The sequence below is a fragment of the Streptomyces sp. NBC_01013 genome, assembly GCF_045162765.1.
Lineage (GTDB): Bacteria > Actinomycetota > Actinomycetes > Streptomycetales > Streptomycetaceae > Streptomyces.
This window is the reverse complement of sequence record NZ_CP108687.1, coordinates 6,201,198-6,217,769: the sequence shown is the minus strand read 5'-3', so window position 1 is coordinate 6,217,769 and position 16,572 is coordinate 6,201,198. Positions and strand designations below refer to the sequence as shown.

General features: G+C 70.9%; 13 protein-coding genes. 6 read left to right on the top strand and 7 right to left on the bottom strand.

The features are described 5' to 3' along the window. Window positions 1-23 precede the first annotated feature (23 nt). From OG538_RS27075 to OG538_RS27060, 4 genes are all read left to right on the top strand, one after another. Entirely contained in the window at window positions 24-1,349 is a 1,326-nt protein-coding gene (locus OG538_RS27075; protein ID WP_406097861.1) for a DUF2252 domain-containing protein, read from the top strand. A 260-nt stretch (window positions 1,350-1,609) separates the two neighbouring features. Further along, window positions 1,610-2,341: a hypothetical protein gene (locus OG538_RS27070; protein ID WP_406100318.1), complete on the top strand. Its 732-nt coding sequence runs from the start codon at window positions 1,610-1,612 to the stop codon at window positions 2,339-2,341. 51 nt (window positions 2,342-2,392) lie between these two features. Next, the gene (locus tag OG538_RS27065; protein ID WP_406097859.1) at window positions 2,393-3,205 is read left to right on the top strand and encodes a DsbA family protein; all 813 of its coding nucleotides are present in this window, start codon (window positions 2,393-2,395) and stop codon (window positions 3,203-3,205) included. A gap of 391 nt (window positions 3,206-3,596) precedes the next feature. Beyond that, a complete protein-coding gene (locus OG538_RS27060; protein ID WP_406097857.1) occupies window positions 3,597-4,559 on the top strand; it encodes a zinc metalloprotease in 963 nt (320 codons plus the stop codon). Between the two features lie 61 nt (window positions 4,560-4,620). Here the strand turns inward: OG538_RS27060 and OG538_RS27055 are convergent, their stop codons facing one another. Then, window positions 4,621-5,199 carry a dienelactone hydrolase family protein gene (locus tag OG538_RS27055; RefSeq protein WP_406097855.1) on the bottom strand — a complete coding sequence of 193 codons (579 nt, stop codon included), beginning with the start codon at window positions 5,197-5,199 and terminating at the stop codon, window positions 4,621-4,623. Between the two features lie 37 nt (window positions 5,200-5,236). Here OG538_RS27055 and OG538_RS27050 point away from each other — a divergent pair, with 37 nt between their 5' ends. Next, the gene (locus OG538_RS27050) at window positions 5,237-6,358 is read left to right on the top strand and encodes a mechanosensitive ion channel family protein (protein ID WP_406097854.1); all 1,122 of its coding nucleotides are present in this window, start codon (window positions 5,237-5,239) and stop codon (window positions 6,356-6,358) included. Between the two features lie 122 nt (window positions 6,359-6,480). Here OG538_RS27050 and OG538_RS27045 read toward each other — a convergent pair whose 3' ends face one another. The 5 genes from OG538_RS27045 to OG538_RS27025 all read right to left on the bottom strand — a co-directional run bounded on the left by OG538_RS27045 (window position 6,481) and on the right by OG538_RS27025 (window position 11,338). Continuing rightward, window positions 6,481-8,067, bottom strand: a complete 1,587-nt coding sequence (locus OG538_RS27045; RefSeq protein ID WP_406097852.1) for a Na+/H+ antiporter — start codon at window positions 8,065-8,067, stop codon at window positions 6,481-6,483. Between the two features lie 146 nt (window positions 8,068-8,213). Further along, window positions 8,214-8,684, bottom strand: a complete 471-nt coding sequence (locus tag OG538_RS27040) for a GNAT family N-acetyltransferase (protein WP_406097850.1) — start codon at window positions 8,682-8,684, stop codon at window positions 8,214-8,216. Continuing rightward, entirely contained in the window at window positions 8,681-9,622 is a 942-nt protein-coding gene (locus OG538_RS27035) for an RluA family pseudouridine synthase (protein WP_406097848.1), read from the bottom strand. Before OG538_RS27035 ends, OG538_RS27040 begins: the two co-directional genes overlap by 4 nt. 165 nt (window positions 9,623-9,787) lie before the next feature. Beyond that, window positions 9,788-10,441 carry a signal peptidase II gene (lspA, locus tag OG538_RS27030; protein ID WP_406097846.1) on the bottom strand — a complete coding sequence of 218 codons (654 nt, stop codon included), beginning with the start codon at window positions 10,439-10,441 and terminating at the stop codon, window positions 9,788-9,790. A 57-nt stretch (window positions 10,442-10,498) separates the two neighbouring features. After that, on the bottom strand, window positions 10,499-11,338 hold the full coding sequence (locus OG538_RS27025) for a TraR/DksA family transcriptional regulator (protein ID WP_406097844.1): 840 nt from the start codon (window positions 11,336-11,338) through the stop codon (window positions 10,499-10,501). A 576-nt stretch (window positions 11,339-11,914) separates the two neighbouring features. Between OG538_RS27025 and ileS the strand changes: the two genes are divergently transcribed. Then, the gene (gene ileS / locus OG538_RS27020) at window positions 11,915-15,064 is read left to right on the top strand and encodes an isoleucine--tRNA ligase (protein WP_406097842.1); all 3,150 of its coding nucleotides are present in this window, start codon (window positions 11,915-11,917) and stop codon (window positions 15,062-15,064) included. 325 nt (window positions 15,065-15,389) lie between these two features. Here ileS and OG538_RS27015 read toward each other — a convergent pair whose 3' ends face one another. Further along, entirely contained in the window at window positions 15,390-16,532 is a 1,143-nt protein-coding gene (locus OG538_RS27015; protein ID WP_406097840.1) for a DivIVA domain-containing protein, read from the bottom strand. Between the last annotated feature and the right edge of the window lie 40 nt (window positions 16,533-16,572).

The following is a 16,572-nucleotide window of genomic DNA, read 5'->3' as shown; positions in this document are numbered from 1 at the left end:
CAGGTACCAGGAGGCACCCAGAGATGTCGGAAACGCAGACCGGCGCAGCGCAGCGCGGGGAGCAGATCCTCGAGGTCTTCGACGCCGCTTTCGGTGAGCTTCTGGCCGCCGATCCGGCTGCCTTCCGGGTGAAGTTCCGGAAGATGGCAGGCTCGGCCTTCGCCTTCTACCGGGGCACGGCGTGCCTGTTCTACAACGACCTGGAGCGGGAGCGGCACGGCGGGCCGTATCTCGACGAGCGCACCGGGCGGGTGTGGATCCACGGCGATCTGCACGCGGAGAACTTCGGCACCTACATGGACGCCAACGGCCGCCTGGTCTTCAACGTGAACGACTTCGACGAGGCCTATGTGGGGCCCTTCACCTGGGACCTCAAGCGCTTCGCCGCCTCCGTCGCCCTGATCGGTTACGCGAAGGCGCTGGGCGACGACCAGATCACCGAGCTCGTCCGGGTCTACGCGGCGGCCTACCGCGAGCGGATCCACGCACTGGCGACGGGCGCGAAGAACGACGAGGTGCCTCCGTTCACGCTCGACACCGCCGACGGCCCACTACTGGGCGCCCTGCGCGTCGCCCGCTCCCTGACCCGGTTCTCGCTGCTGGACTCGATGACCGAGATCCGTGACTTCGAGCGCAGGTTCGCGGAGGGCGGCGGGGCGATCGACCTGGACGCGGCGACGCGCTACAAGGTCCTGGCCGCGTTCGACGGCTATCTGGAGACGCTGCCGGAGTCGAGTCTGACCCGCCCGGACTCCTACCGGGTCAAGGATGTCGTCGGCCGGCGCGGAATCGGTATCGGATCGGCCGGACTGCCCTCGTACAACATCCTTCTGGAGGGCAACAGCGACGCCCTGGAGAACGATGTCGTGATCTATCTCAAGCAGGCACAGACCCCCGCCGTCTCCCGCCACATCACGGACGCGGCGGTCCGGGGCTACTTCCAGCACGAGGGGCACCGCACGGTGATCTCCCAGCGCGCCCTGCAGGCGCACGCCGACCCGTGGCTGGGCTGGACCGAGCTGGACGGGGCCGGGCAGCTGGTCGCCGAGGTGTCGCCGTACGCGGTCGATCTGGACTGGTCGGACATCGACGAGCCCGAGGAGATCGCGGCGGTCGTCGCCGATCTCGGCCGCGCGACGGCGACGATGCACTCCGCGGCGGACAACGAGAGCGGCCACTCCCTGGTGCCGTTCTCCACCGAGCGGGCGATCGACGCGGCGATCGCGGCGGACGAGGACGGCTTCGGGGACCTGCTGGTGGACTTCGCCCACAGCTACGGCGCGCGGGCGCGCGCGGACCACCAGATCTTCGTGGACCTCTTCCGTAACGGCCGCATCCCGGGTCTGTAGCGACCTCGGCCGCTGAGGATCGCAGGGAGGGCGCAAGCCTTCCCCCAGCGGCCCTTCAGGGGCTGTCCCGCGAGTCCTGGCGGGCGCACGACGACAGCCAAGGCGCCTCGCCGCGTGACCGAAACGCCCGAATACATCACGTATGCGGGCGCCTCTCCGCTTTGCCGTACACCGCATCTGACGCCGCGCGCTGATCCACCAGGAATTGCGGGACAGCCTTTAGGGATGCCTTACAGGTTCACATGCGACACTCCCTGACGATGGACATCTCCGGGACGCAGCTCAGAGTCGTACGCGCGGCGCTTTTCACAGCGCTCGTCGTGACGCTCTCCGCTGCCTCCCATGTGCTGCTCTCCCGGGTCCCGTTGCCGCTGACCCTCGTCGCCGTGCTGGCGGGTGCCGTGTTCGTCATGGCGTACGCGCTGGCCGGCCGGGAGCGCGGCTTCGGGGCCATCGCCGGACTGCTGGTGCCGCTGGAGCTGGCGACGGACACCGTCTTCACCACGGGTCAGCACCTGTGTTACGGCGCGGCGGGCGGCCCGATCGCGGGGCCGCTGCGGTCGGTCGGCGTCGATGTGCTGTGCGGTGGCGGTGACGTCGGGACGGGGGCGACCGGACTCGCCGGCGTCGGCGAGGTGGGCACCCCGCTGGCTTCGGTGGCTGCGGGCGGTCACGGCGCGGCCGCGCTGCTGGCCTCGCCCGGCCCCCTGGTTCCGTGGTTGCTGCTGGCCGCGCACGTGACGGTGGGGCTGCTCGCCGCCGCCTGGCTGCACCGCGGAGAGCTGGCACTCGCCGGACTGCTGGGCGCGTTCGCCCTGCTGGCGTTCCGGCCGCTGCTGATCGCGGTGGCCGTGGCCGGGGCGGCCCGCCGCTCCGTACGCCTCAAGGCGCGCATCGCCGGCCCCCGCCCGCACCTGCTCGCCCACGCCCGCCTCCTGGTGCACTCCGTGGGACGGAGGGGACCGCCGCGCTCGGCCTGCGCCACCGCCTGAGCACGCAAGTCCCTGATGACGCAAGACCACGCACCCCTCGGAGAACCGATCATGAGCAACCGCAACAGCCAGGCCAACAAGTCCGCCGCCCGTGAGCGGCTGCGCGTGGAGCGCGAGCGCCAGGCCAGGAAGGACAAGACCCGCCGGCAGGTCGTCGTCGGCATCTCGGTCGTCGCCGTCCTCGCGATCGCGGGAGGCGTCGCCTACGGCGTGATGCAGCTGAACAAGCCGGACCACTGGGACGCCGCGAAGGACGCGAAGAACGTCACCGCGCCGAAGAACACCTCGGGCGAGAACGGCACGACCGTCGTGGTCGGCAAGTCGACCGCCAAGAAGACCCTGGAGCTGTACGAGGACTCCCGCTGCCCGATCTGCGCCACGTTCGAGCAGACGGTCGGCGAGACGGTCCACAAGGACATCGACGCCGGCAAGTACAAGGTCAAGTACATCGGTGCCACGTTCATCGACAACAACGGCGGCGAGGGCTCGAAGAACGCCCTGAGCGCGCTGGGTGCCGCGCTGAACGTGAGCCCCGAGGCCTTCCTCGACTACAAGTACGCGCTCTACTCCACCAAGTTCCACCCGGAGGAGACGGACGACAAGTTCAAGGACGACTCGTACCTGATCAAGGTCGCCGACACCGTGGACGCGCTGAAGGGCAACGACGCGTTCCGGAAGAACGTCAAGGACGGCACGTACGACGCCTGGGCGATGAAGATGTCCAAGACCTTCGACAAGAGCGGCGTCGGGGGCACTCCGACGCTGAAGATGGACGGCAAGACACTGACCGGTTCGGACAACAAGAGCGCCCCGATGACGGTGGCCGACTTCAACACCGCGATCACCGCCGCGCTGAAGGGCTGATTCGCGCGACTCCGGTCGAACGGGCAGGTGAACCCGGTGGGTTCACCTGCCCGTTCGCGTCCGCCGCGCGCCCGGACCGTCGAGATCCGGCCACCACGGGATGTGTTGCGGGCGGGTGACAGCCCCGCGTCGGACGCCGTCGCGTACGGATCCAATGGGGACACACCGGCCAACGGAACGACCCGATAGATGACGTCCGCCTCTCAAACTCCGGAGCAGACAGAAGATTTTCTTCCCTCTGCCCTGGTTTGCTCCACGAATGATTGGGCCGGATCGATCCTCCCGCCCATATGACATGCCCACGTAATCTCCCGGCGGCGGGTGAGGAAATCCCTCCCCCCCACATCCGCTAGGAGACCCTGTGCGCACTCTTGCTCGTATATCCCCGCGTATGCGCCACCGTGCGATCGGCACCGCCGTCCTGGCCGGAACCCTGGCCCTGGCACCGCTCACCGTCTCCACCGGCGCCACCGCCGCCAACGGCAAGGCCACCGCCGCCGCCTCGGCCGAGGCCTGCGCCGGCTCCCCGGCCGGCGCCGCCGCCCGCCAGTCCCGCCCCACGGGCCCGCAGCACGCCGCGGAACCCAACGAGCTCACCGCCTCCCAGACCGCGGCCATGGACAAGCAGCTGAAGCAGAGAGTCGCCGAGCGCCGGGTCACCGGCTCCACCCTCGCCGCCGGCGCGACCGTCCCGGTCTACTTCCACGTCATCCACTCCGGCACCACGGGCAAGCTCACCGCGGGCGCCATCAGCAGCCAGATGAGCGTTCTGAACGCCGCGTACAGCGGGCAGGGCACCGGCAACAGCCCCACCGGCTTCCAGTTCTCCCTGGCGGGCACCGACTACACGGACAACGCCTCCTGGTACAACCTCTCCTCGGGCTCGTCGGCCGAGAAGGCCATGAAGACGGCCCTGCGCAAGGGCGGCAAGAACGCACTGAACGTCTACACGGCCAACCTCGGAGGCGGGCTGCTCGGCTGGGCGACGTTCCCGAGCTCCTACACCTCCAGCCCCTCCATGGACGGAGTGGTGATCCTGGACGCCTCGCTGCCGGGCGGCTCCGCCACCAACTACGACGAGGGCGACACGGCGACGCACGAGGTCGGCCACTGGATGGGGCTCTACCACACGTTCCAGGGCGGCTGTAGCGGCAACGGCGACTACGTCTCCGACACCCCCGCGGAGAAGAGCGCCGCGTTCGAGTGCCCGACCGGGCGCGACACCTGCACCAACAAGACCGGCGTCGACCCGATCCACAACTTCATGGACTACACGTACGACTCCTGCATGTACCAGTTCACCGCGGGCCAGGTGCAGCGGATGAGCGACAGCTGGACCGCGTACCGCGGCTGACCCCCCTCCGCACTCCCCGACGGGCCCCGCGCCACACCGTGCGCGGGGCCCGTCGCGTCTCTCACAGGGTCGCGAGGAAGCCGACCGCGACCTTCCATGCCAGCTCGGCCGATGCCTGGTCGAAGTCCGGCAGCTCCGCGTCGGTGAACAGGTGCCCCGCGCCGGGGTACCTGTAGACCTCGACATCGGCGCCGGTCCGCTGCATCTGCAGATACCAGGAGTTCAGCCAGTCGTGCGTCTCGAACGGGTCGGGATCGGCGACGTGCAGCTGTACGGGAAGATCGTCGACCGAGGCGTTCTCGGCGATGTCCGAGGTGCCGTGGAACAGCAGCAGCCCCCGGGCCTTCGCATCCCCGAGGGCCAGCGTCTGGGCGACGGAGGCGCCGAGGGAGAAGCCCACGTAGACCAGCCCGCGGTCGGAGTACGGCGCCGCGGCGAGCACGGCCCGCTTCAGCAGTTCCTCCTTACCCGTCTCCTCCTTGAAGGCCAGCCCCTCCTCGACGGTTTCGAAGGTGTGTCCCCCGAAGAGATCGGGCACGTGCACCTCATGCCCGGCGCCGCGCAACCGGTCGGCGGCCGCGTGCACTGCGGGGCGCAGACCATACGTCGAGTGGAAAAGCATGATGTTCATGAGGCCCATGGTGCCATTTGCGTTCGAAAGGATGGAGAGCGACAGCATGGAAGACGTACTGCGACCGCTGATCATCCTCGGCGGTTCGGTCGTGATCACGCTGCTGGTCGGCTGGCTGGTCGACCTGCTGCTCAGGCGTGCCGACGGCCGCCACCACGAGACGCCGCTGTGGGGCCTGCTGCGGCGCTGCAGAATCCCGTTCCAGCTGACGCTCGGCGCTGCCCTGCTGCGGGCCACGTACACCCATACCCGGCTCCACGTGGTCAGCGACCACCGGACGGGCATCGGACAGCTGCTCACACTCGTGCTGATCGGCGCGTCCGCCTGGCTGGTGGTGGGGATCGCCGTGGCGGTGGTGGACTCGGTGTACGCGCGCTACGCGGCGAGCACCCGCGATCCGGCGCGGGTGCGCCGGGTACGGACGCAGGTGACCCTGATCCAGCGCGTGGTCATCGCGATCGTGACGACCGTCGCCGTCGCCGCGATGCTCCTGACGTTCCCCGCCATGCAGACCGTCGGCACCTCGATGCTGGCCTCGGCCGGCGTCCTCGGCATCGTCGCGGGTGTCGCCGCCCAGTCCACGCTCGGCAATCTCTTCGCAGGCCTGCAGATCGCTTTCGGCGACATGGTGCGGATCGGCGACACGGTGGTGGTGGACGGCGAGTGGGGCACGATCGAGGAGATCACGCTGACCTTCCTCGCGGTCCGGACCTGGGACGAGCGGCGGATCACGATGCCGGTCTCTTACTTCACCAGCAAGCCCTTCGAGAACTGGTCGCGCGGCGGGATCCAGATGACCGGTTCGGTCTTCTTCCACCTCGACCACGCGGCGCCGGTCGCCGCGATGCGCGAGCAGCTGCGGGACATCCTCGGCGAGTGCGCCGCGTGGGACGGCCGGGACTGGTCGCTGGCGGTCACCGACACCACACCCTCCACCATCCAGGTGCGCGCCGTGGTCACGGCGAAGGACGCGGACGACATCTGGACGGTGCGCTGCGCGGTCCGGGAGCAGCTGATCGGCTGGCTGCGCGACCACCATCCGTACGCGCTGCCGAGGATCGCCACGGCCCCCGCGGCCTTGGCGCCCGGTGATGTGTGGCCGGCGATGGACGGCGCGGACGGGAAGCCGGCGGGCTGGGGCCGGGCGCCGCGCACCGGGCGCGGTTAGGGCCCCGGGGCCGGGGCCGTCCGACCCTGATCCGCCGGTCAGGTCCTGGCGCCGTGACCGGCAGGGGCCGCCCACGACGCGGGGCAGAGCCTGCCGGTCAGGGCGCGCGCGGCCCCCGACGCTCAGCGCAGGCTGCGTACGTCCAGCTGCCGCAGCACGCGGTCGACCACCTCGGGGTCCGCGCCTGCCTCGCTGCGTGCGGAGAGCACCGCGTGGCGGGCGGCCGACATCATCTCCCGCTGGATGCGGCTGACCGCCTTGAACCGCTCGGCGCGCTGGGCGAGGGCCTCGCGCCGTTCGTTGTCGACCATGTCGGGGCTGATCCGGGCGCCCACGTCGTAGGCCAGCCGCTGGAGGCGTTCGGCGAGGTCCTCGGGGAGCTCCTCGACCTCCTGGATCTCCTTGAGCCGCTGCTTGGCCGCCTTGGCCGCGCGGATCGCGAGGTCCCGCTCCAGCGCGGCCTCGGCGTCCGTGTCCGCCCGGACCCCCAGCCGACGCACCAGCCAGGGAAGCGTCAGGCCCTGGAAGACCAGAGTGACCATGATCACGGCGAAGGCGATGAAGACGATCTCGTCGCGGCCGGGGAACGGCCTCCCGTCGTCCGTCTTCAGCGGGATCGCGAGCGCCAGGGCGACCGAGGCCACGCCGCGCATCCCGGCCCACCACATGATCACGGTCTCCCGCCAGCTGGTGGGGATCTCCTCGCTGACGTCGCGGCGGGTGTGCAGCCGCTTGGCCAGCCAGGTGGCGGGGAGCAGATAGAGCAGCCGTACGCCGACGACGACGGCGACGACGGCCAGGGCCCATCCGGCCATCTGCAGTTCGCGCCCGTCGGCGGTGCCGAAGACGTTGTGCAGTTCGAGGCCGATCAGCCCGAAGGCGACACCGGTGACGAGGGTGTCGACGATCTCCCAGAACGTGCGGCCGGTGAGCCGGCCGAGGACGTCGTCGGCGTCGGCGGTGTGCTCCGCGAGGAAGAGCGCGGTGGTCAGGACGGCGAGCACCCCGGAGCCCTTCAGTTCCTCGGCGAGCACGTAGCTGACGAAGGGCACCAGCAGGGTCAGCCCGACCTGGAGGGTGGCATCGCCCAGCAGCCCCATGAGCTTGATGGTGAGCCAGCCGAGGGCGACGCCCACGGCCACGGCGACGACGGCGGACAGGACCAGCAGACCGAAGGCCTCGGGCAGTGAGAAGGTACCGCTGACGGCTGCGGCGATCGCCACGTGGTAGAGCACGATCGCGGTCACGTCGTTGAACAGCCCCTCGCCCTCCAGGATGGAGACGAGCCTGCGGGGCAGTCCGACCGATCCGGCGACGGCGGTGGCCGCGACCGGGTCGGGCGGCGCGACGAGCGCGCCGAGCGCGACGGCGGCGGCGAGGGGCAGTCCGGGGACGACGGCGTTGGCGACCGCGGCTACGGCCGCCGTCGTGAGGAAGACCAGGGCCACGGCCAGCAGGAAGATCGGCCGTTTGTTGGCGGCGAACTGCCGCCAGGAGGTGCGCTGCACGGAGGCGTAGAGCAGTGGGGGCAGCAGCGCGGGAAGAATGATCTCGGGCGGGATGTCTACATTCGGTACGAAGCTGAGGAAGGCCATCCCGACGCCCGCGAGCGTCATCAGCACCGGCGCGGGCAGTCCCAGCCGGTCTCCCAGTGGCACGGTGACCACGGCTCCGAGCAGCAGCAGGAGCAGCAGGGCCATTTGATCCACGAGGTGCCTTCCGGAGCGCGCCGGACCGGCCTCGGTGACCGGCCGGCCCGGAGCAAGCCTGCCATGCAGGCCCCACAATCCGGACAACGCCCCCCATCGGGCACCGGTGACACCGCGGCTCGGGCCGCGATCCGGCGGACGGGGCCCTACGCCTCGACGGCCCGGCGCATCGCCCGGTGCGGGATGCCCGCGTCCGGGAATTCGGGGCCGTAGGCCTCGTAACCGATCCGCTCGTAGAAGCCGAGAGCATGGGTCTGCGCGTGCAGGTCGACGGCGGACAGGCCGAGCTCGCGGGCGGCGTCCTCGATGGCCCGCACGAGGGCCGCGCCGACGCCGAGACCGCGCGCCTGCTTGGTCACGGCGAGTCGGCCGAGTGAGCCCACGGTGGGGTCGCCGCCGGTCTTGGCCGCCGCGGCGGCGCCGTGCAGCAGCCGTCCGGTGCCGAGTGCCGTGCCGTCCGCGGCGACGGCGATGACGTGCACCGCGTCCGTGTCGTAGGCGTCGTACTCGATCTCCTCCGGCACGTTCTGCTCGCCGACGAAGACGTCCTTGCGGATCCGGAAGCAGGCGGCCCGGTCCTGCTCGCCCGTGACCGTGCGGGTGGTGTAGGAGGTCATTCGCTCTCCGCCGCGATCCTGTCGAGGGCCTGCTGGAGGTCGTCCGGGTAGGTGCTGGAGAACTCCACCCAGCTGCCGTCCGCGGGGTGTTCGAAGCCGAGCCGGACCGCGTGCAGCCACTGCCGGGTCAGGCCCAGCCGCTTGGCCATGGTGGGGTCGGCGCCGTAGGTCAGGTCGCCGACGCAGGGGTGGCGGTGGGCGGACATGTGCACCCGGATCTGGTGCGTGCGGCCCGTCTCCAGCTTGATGTCCAGGAGGCTGGCGGCGCGGTACGCCTCGATCAGGTCGTAGTGCGTCACGGAGGGCTTGCCCTCGGCGACCACGGCCCACTTGTAGTCGTGGGTGGGGTGGCGTCCGATGGGGGCGTCGATGGTGCCGCTCATCGGGTCCGGGTGGCCCTGGACCAGCGCGTGGTACTTCTTGTCGACGACCCGGTCGCGGAACTGGGCCTTCAGCAGCGTGTAGGCGCGCTCGGACTTGGCGACGACCATCAGCCCGGAGGTGCCGACGTCGAGCCGGTGCACGATGCCCTGGCGCTCGGCTGCGCCGGAGGTCGAGATCCGGTACCCGGCCGCGGCGAGACCGCCGATGACGGTGGTGCCGGTCCAGCCGGGGCTCGGGTGCGCGGCGACGCCGACCGGCTTCATGATCACGACGATGTCGTCGTCGTCGTGGACGATCTCCATGCCCTCGACGGGCTCGGCGACGATCTGGACCGGAGCGGGAGCCTGCGGCATCTCGACTTCCAGCCAGGCGCCTCCCCGCACCCGTTCGGACTTCCCGACCACCGAACCGTCCACCTGCACCTTCCCGGCGGCGGCCAGCTCTGCGGCCTTGGTGCGGGAGAAGCCGAACATGCGGGAGATGGCGGCGTCGACGCGCTCGCCCTCCAGGCCGTCGGGTACGGGCAGGGTGCGGACCTCGGGTTGCGTACTCACCTGTCGAGTATGCCTTGCGCGTCCCCGTGCCATCGACCGGCGATTGTCTGCCGGACGGCACGGCCCGGGGCCTGTCCGCCCCTGTTCCGCCGGGCAGGCCCCAGGCCGTGTTTCGAAAGTCCCGCCTGCCCGCCCTCCGGGCGGCACTACTTTCGAAACAGGGCCCTAGTCCTTGTGCACGGTGCCGTCGGGGTCCAGGCCCTTGAAGGAGAGCAGCACGATCAGGATGCCTCCGCAGACGATCGCGGAGTCCGCCAGGTTGAAGACGGCGAAGTGCGCGGGGGCGATGAAGTCCACCACCGCGCCCTCGAAGACACCGGGCGCGCGGAAGATGCGGTCGGTGAGGTTGCCGAGGGCGCCTCCGAGCAGCAGGCCGAGCGCGATCGCCCACGGCAGGCTGTACAGCTTGCGTGCGAGCCGGGCGATCACCACGATGACGGTCGCCGCGATGATAGTGAAGATGATCGTGAAGGCCTCGCCGAAGCCGAAGGCGGCGCCCGCGTTCCGGATCGCGTCGAGCTTGAGCCAGTCGCCGAAGACCTCGATCGGCTCCTGATGCTCCAGTTTGGCCACCACGAGCATCTTGCTGCCCAGGTCGAGCAGGTACGCGAGGACGGCGACGCAGAAGAGCAGGATGATCCGGCGCCGACGCGTGGCCGGCGACCGGTCGACCGCCGCTTCCCCGTCCCCGGTGTCCAGCCCGTCCGGCTCGACGGCCTGCGGGGACTCGTCCCCTGCCGGCTTCTCCGGCTCGGCTCCTTCGTGTCCCTCAGCCTCGGGGATGTCCGGCGTACCGATGATGCGCTCCGCCTCTGCCACGTGAGTCCCTCAACCTAGTTCCCGACTGAGGACGAGGGTACGACACACCGGTGGGGGTCAGCCGCGTCGTTCCTGCTTCTGTTTGTCCTCGACGCAGAGGGTGGCCCGGGGGAACGCCTGCATCCGCGCCTTACCGATCGGATTGCCGCAGATCTCGCAGAGCCCGTACGTGCCCGCGTCGAGGCGGGCCAGTGCGCGTTCGGTCTGCTCCAGCATCTCCTGGGCGTTGGCGGCGAGCGACATCTCGTGCTCGCGGGTGATGTTCTTGGTGCCGGTGTCCGCCTCGTCGTCACCCGCCCCGTCGCCGGAGTCCCGCATCAGCCCGGCCAGCGCCAGCCCGGAGGCCTCCAGCTCGTTGCGCAGCCGCGTGATCTCGCCGGTCAGCTCGGTACGGGCGGCCGCGACCTCCTCCGGCGTCCAGGGGTCCTCACCGGGCCGTACGGCCAGCTCCCCCGGGGCCGTCGCCGAGGCCCGCGCCGGGGGCACGGGTGCCGTGCTCGTCCCGGCCGGCCGGGTCCTGGCCGCGCTCTTCTTGGCTACCACCGTGTGGGCTCCCGTCTGCTCGGCGGCCTCGGCCGCCTCCGTGGCCGTCTCGGCGGCCTTGTTCGAAGCCTTCTCGGCCGTGGTCCTCGCGGCCGCGCTCTTCTTCGGCGCGGCCTTCTTCGCCGCCGCCTTCTTGGTCGTCGTCTTCCCGGCCGTCTTCCTGGCCACCTTCTTCGTGGTCTTCCCCGTGGCTTCGGCGGGAGCGGCGGCCTTCGCGGCCGTGTGCTCCGGCCCGGTCCGCGCGTCCGCGTCGGACGCGCCGTCCCGGCCGGTCTCTCCCGTCGTCTCCCCGGCTGCCGCGCCCGTGGATCTCGCTGACGCCGTCTTCTCTGCGGCGGTCTTCTTCGCCACCATGGCCGCGGCCCCTTCACGCGTTGTGATCTTGCTCGCGAGTCGTGCTGGGACGATAAATCGGCCCCAGCCCCGCGGCAACGGGGCACGCCGCCGCATCGCCCCTCCCCGTGTCCGGATCACCACGCGCCTGAAACCGTTGTGCCCAGCTCCCCGCCCGGTAATCCGCCTTCCGGCCGCCCGCCGGGCGGCGCCGCGAACCCGTACACCCCGTCTGGCCATTCGGGTCACGCGGGAGGCTGCGGAAATCCGGTCGGCCGCCACCCGTCCGGGCCCGTACACTGGCCGCAGCGAGAGGCATGGATGGGACGAGTAGCGTCGTACGCAGCCCAGAGCGACCCGGGGACGGTGGAAGCCCGGGGGCGAGCGCGCCGCGAAGATCACCCCGGAGCCGCCGGAGGAAAGCTTTGACCAGTGGGCTCCGCCCACGGGCGCAAGGCCAGTAGAACCGGCATCGCACCCCAATGAGGGGGCCACGGGCGGCACGCCCGGGGCCAAGGAGGGTGGTACCGCGGGATCCGGCATCGGTTCTCGTCCCTCCGACGGAAGTGGAAGACGTCCGCCGGAGGAAGCCCGCACATGACATCGCCGCAGTACCGCCAGGTACCCGCCCAGGTCGACCTGCCCGCGCTGGAGCACGCCGTGCTCGACTTCTGGCGCGAGAACAAGGTCTTCAGCCAGAGCCTCGAACAGTCCGAGGGCCGCCCCGAGTGGGTCTTCTACGAGGGCCCGCCGACCGCCAACGGCATGCCGGGCGCCCACCACATCGAGGCCCGCGTCTTCAAGGACGTCTTCCCGCGCTTCCGCACCATGCAGGGCTACCACGTCGGCCGCAAGGCCGGCTGGGACTGCCACGGGCTGCCGGTCGAGCTGGCGGTCGAGAAGGAGCTGGGCTTCACCGGCAAGAAGGACATCGAGGCTTACGGCATCGCCGAGTTCAACGCCAAGTGCCGCGAGTCCGTGACCCGGCACACCGACGCCTTCACCGACCTCACGACCCGGATGGGCTACTGGGTCGACCTCGACGACGCGTACCGCACGATGGACCCCGAGTACGTCGAGTCCGTGTGGTGGTCCCTGAAGGAGATCTTCAACAAGGGCCTGCTGGTCCAGGACCACCGAGTCGCCCCCTGGTGCCCGCGCTGCGGCACCGGCCTCTCGGACCACGAGCTGGCCCAGGGCTACGAGACGGTCGTCGACCCCTCGGTCTTCGTACGCTTCCCGCTGACCTCCGGCCCCCTGGCCGGCGAGGCGGCCCTCCTGGTCTGGACGACGACCCCCTGGACCCTGGTCTCCAACACGGCCGTCGCCGCGCACCCCGAGGTCGAGTACGTCGTCGCGACGAACGGCGAGGAGAAGCTGGTCGTCGCCCGCCCGCTCGTCGAGAAGGCACTGGGCGAGGGCTGGGAGCTCACGGGCCAGTCCTTCACGGGCCGCGAGATGGAGCGCTGGACCTACGAGCGCCCGTTCGCTCTCGTCGACTTCCCGGCCCCCGCGCACTACGTCGTCAACGCCGAGTACGTGACGACCGAGGACGGTACGGGTCTGGTCCACCAGTCCCCCGCCTTCGGCGCCGACGACCTCCTGGTCTGCAAGGCGTACGGCCTTCCGGTGGTCAACCCGGTCCGCCCCGACGGCACCTTCGAGGAGGACGTGCCGCTGGTCGGCGGGGTGTTCTTCAAGAAGGCCGACGAGGCGCTCACCGAAGACCTCAAGGACCGCGGTCTGCTCTTCCGCCACGTCCCGTACGAGCACAGCTACCCGCACTGCTGGCGCTGCCACACCGCGCTGCTCTACTACGCGCAGCCGTCCTGGTACATCCGCACGACCGCGGTCAAGGACCGTCTCCTCGAAGAGAACGAGAAGACCAACTGGTTCCCGGACTCGGTCAAGAACGGCCGCTACGGCGACTGGCTCAACAACAACATCGACTGGGCCCTGTCCCGCAACCGCTACTGGGGCACGCCGCTGCCGATCTGGCGGTGCGAGGACGACCACCTCACCTGCGTCGGCTCGCGCGCCGAGCTGACCGGGCTCACCGGCACCGACCTGTCCGGCCTCGACCCGCACCGGCCGTTCATCGACGAGATCACGTTCACCTGCTCGCACGAGAACTGCCAGCTGGAGGCGTACCGCGTCCCCGAGGTCATCGACGCCTGGTACGACTCGGGCTCGATGCCGTTCGCGCAGTGGGGCTACCCGCACAAGAACAAGGAGATCTTCGAGAGCCGCTACCCGGCGCAGTTCATCTCGGAGGCCATCGACCAGACGCGCGGCTGGTTCTACACCCTGATGGCGATCGGCACCCTGGTCTTCGACAAGTCCAGTTACGAGAACGTCGTGTGCCTCGGCCACATCCTCGCCGAGGACGGCCGGAAGATGTCCAAGCACCTGGGCAACACCCTCGAACCGATCCCCCTCATGGACCGGCACGGCGCCGACGCGGTCCGCTGGTTCATGGCGGCGGGCGGCTCCCCGTGGGCGGCACGCCGCGTCGGCCACGGCACGATCCAGGAGGTCGTCCGCAAGACCCTCCTCACGTACTGGAACACGGTCGCCTTCCAGGCCCTGTACGCCCGTACGTCGAACTGGGCGCCCTCTGCCGCCGACCCGGCGCCGGCCGACCGCACGGTCCTGGACCGCTGGCTCCTCAGCGAGCTCAACGCCCTGGTGGACCAGGTCACCCAGGCTCTGGAGGGTTACGACACCCAGCGCGCCGGCAAGCTGCTGTCCGCCTTCGTCGACGACCTGTCCAACTGGTACGTGCGCCGCTCCCGCCGCCGCTTCTGGCAGGGTGACAAGGCGGCGCTGCGCACCCTGCACGACGTCGTCGAGACGGTGACGCGGCTGATGGCCCCGCTGACCCCGTTCATCACCGAGCGGGTCTGGCAGGACCTCGTCGCGCCGGTCACCCCGGACGCCCCGGCGTCGGTGCACCTCTCGACGTGGCCGCAGGCGGACCTGTCGGCGATCGACCCGGGGCTCTCCACGCAGATGGCCCTCGTGCGCCGCCTGGTCGAGCTGGGACGCGCCACGCGTGCCGAGTCGGGCGTCAAGACGCGCCAGCCGCTGTCGCGCGCCCTGGTCGCGGCCTCGGGATTCGAGACCCTCTCCCCCGAGCTGCACGGACAGATCACTGAGGAGCTGAACGTCTCCTCCCTGGCCTCCCTGTCCGAGGTGGGCGGCTCGCTGGTCGATACGACGGCGAAGGCGAACTTCCGGGCCCTGGGCAAGCGGTTCGGCAAGGGCGTCCAGGCGGTGGCGAAGGCCGTCGCGAACGCGGACGCGGCGGCACTCTCGCTGGCCCTGCGCGAGGGCACCGCGTCGGTCGAGGTCGACGGCGAGCAGGTCGCACTCTCCCCCGACGAGGTCATCATCACGGAGACCCCGCGCGAAGGCTGGTCGGTCGCCTCCGATTCGGGCGCGACGGTCGCCCTCGACCTGGAGATCACCCCGGAGCTGCGGCGTGCGGGCCTGGCCCGCGACGCGATCCGCCTGATCCAGGAGGCCCGCAAGAACAGCGGCCTGGACGTGGCGGACCGCATCGCCGTCCGCTGGACGTCCACCTCTCCCGCGACGGCCGAGGCACTGACCGAGCACGCCTCGCTCATCGCGGACGAGGTCCTGGCCCTGGAGTACGAGGAGGGCGAGGCGGACGCGGCGTACGGCGAGCCCTTCGAGGACGAGGGCCTGTCCCTGACGTTCCGGCTCCGCAAGACGGAGCAGTAGCCTCCCCGGCCGAACGAAGGCCCGCCCGGACCGTCTCGGTCCGGGCGGGCCTTCGTCGTTCGCGCGGCGATCCCCCTGCCATGGAGAAGCGGCGTCCGGAGCCCAGCCCCGCTACGAGGCGGGGAGGGGCGGGGCGGGGAGGGGCGGGGAGGGGCGGGGAGGGGCGGGGAACAGCTCCGCGCAGCGGCCCGGGCCCCAAGCCCAGCCCACGCCGCCTCCCCCGGGCCCACCGCCCCCGCCCACGGCAAAGGGCCGGGCCCCGGGGAAACCCCGGGGCCCGGCCCTCAGCCTGCCGACGGCTACGCGCTCAGCGAGCGCGACCCGCTCAGTTGTCGTCCTCGTCGATCAGGAACCCGCGCATCGGCGAAGGAGCCTGCTGCATCGGCTGCGGCGCCTGCGGCCGCACCGGTGCCATCGGCTGCGTCATCGCCGGCGACATCTGCTGCTGGCCGCCGTACGAGGGGCCACCACCCATGGACGGGTTGCCGCCCATCTGCTGACTGCCGTGACCGCCGTGGTTGCCACCCATGGTGTGACCCATGGCGCCTGCACCGGCCGGAGCCAGCGAGGGCGACGGCGGCAGCGAAGCGGCAGCCGGCGTCCGCGGCGGAGCCAGCGAGTCGTCGGCCTGGGTCTCCAGCTGACGCAGCTGGCTCTCCAGGTAGGACTTCAGACGCGTCCGGTACTCGCGCTCGAAGCCACGCAGGTCCTCGACCTTGCGCTCCAGCGTCGCGCGGGCCGACTCCAGCGAGCCCATCGCCACGCGGTGCTTCTCCTGCGCGTCCCGCTCCAGCGCGTCCGCCTTGGCACGCGCGTCGCGCTCCAGACCCTCGGCGCGGCTGCGTGCCTCGCCGACGATCTTGTTGGCCTCGGAACGGGCCTCAGCGATCGCCTGGTCGGCGGTCTGCTGCGCCAGGGAGAGGACACGGGCGGCACTGTCGCCGCCGGGGCCCTGCTGCTGCATCTGCGGCGGCTGCTGCTGCTGCATCTGCTGCATCTGCTGCTGCGGGTTGTGGCCGCCCATGGGACCACCCATCGGTCCGCCCATGGGACCGCCCTGCATCGGGCCGGGGCCGTGCGGGCCCTGCGGACCGGGGCCGTGCGGACCCTGGGGGCCGTGGCCGCTGGGACCGGCCGGCAGCTGAGGAGCACCACCGGGCAGCTGGGGCGGACCCATCTGCGGGGGCTGCTGCTGCTGGACCGGCGGACCAGATATGGCGGCGGGCACGGGAGCACCCGGACGGTCCTGCGGCTCCGGCTTCCGCATGCCTTGCTGCTGCTGGTTCTGCGCGGCGGCACGCGTGGCGGCGGCCAGCTTGGCGCGCAGGTCCTCGTTCTCACGGAGCAGGCGGGTCAGCTCGGACTCGACCTCGTCGAGGAAGGCATCGACCTCGTCCTCGTCATAACCTTCTCGGAGGCGGACCGTCGTGAACTGCTTGTTCCGCACGTCCTCGGGGGTCAGCGGCATCTCTTCTTCACCTCTACGTAGTCGTCGGCAGTCGGCAGGA

What these genes read in the sequence shown, in the direction of transcription:
- OG538_RS27040 (WP_406097850.1), bottom strand. Translation starts at nt 8,684, where the DNA reads ATGACCTCCTACACCACCCGCACGGTCACGGGCGAGCAGGACCGGGCC.
- ileS (WP_406097842.1), top strand. Translation starts at nt 11,915, where the DNA reads ATGACATCGCCGCAGTACCGCCAGGTACCCGCCCAGGTCGACCTGCCC.
- OG538_RS27025 (WP_406097844.1), bottom strand. Translation starts at nt 11,338, where the DNA reads ATGGTGGCGAAGAAGACCGCCGCAGAGAAGACGGCGTCAGCGAGATCC.
- OG538_RS27065 (WP_406097859.1), top strand. Translation starts at nt 2,393, where the DNA reads ATGAGCAACCGCAACAGCCAGGCCAACAAGTCCGCCGCCCGTGAGCGG.
- OG538_RS27060 (WP_406097857.1), top strand. Translation starts at nt 3,597, where the DNA reads ATGCGCCACCGTGCGATCGGCACCGCCGTCCTGGCCGGAACCCTGGCC.
- OG538_RS27055 (WP_406097855.1), bottom strand. Translation starts at nt 5,199, where the DNA reads ATGGGCCTCATGAACATCATGCTTTTCCACTCGACGTATGGTCTGCGC.
- OG538_RS27050 (WP_406097854.1), top strand. Translation starts at nt 5,237, where the DNA reads ATGGAAGACGTACTGCGACCGCTGATCATCCTCGGCGGTTCGGTCGTG.
- OG538_RS27075 (WP_406097861.1), top strand. Translation starts at nt 24, where the DNA reads ATGTCGGAAACGCAGACCGGCGCAGCGCAGCGCGGGGAGCAGATCCTC.
- OG538_RS27015 (WP_406097840.1), bottom strand. Translation starts at nt 16,532, where the DNA reads ATGCCGCTGACCCCCGAGGACGTGCGGAACAAGCAGTTCACGACGGTC.
- OG538_RS27070 (WP_406100318.1), top strand. Translation starts at nt 1,610, where the DNA reads ATGGACATCTCCGGGACGCAGCTCAGAGTCGTACGCGCGGCGCTTTTC.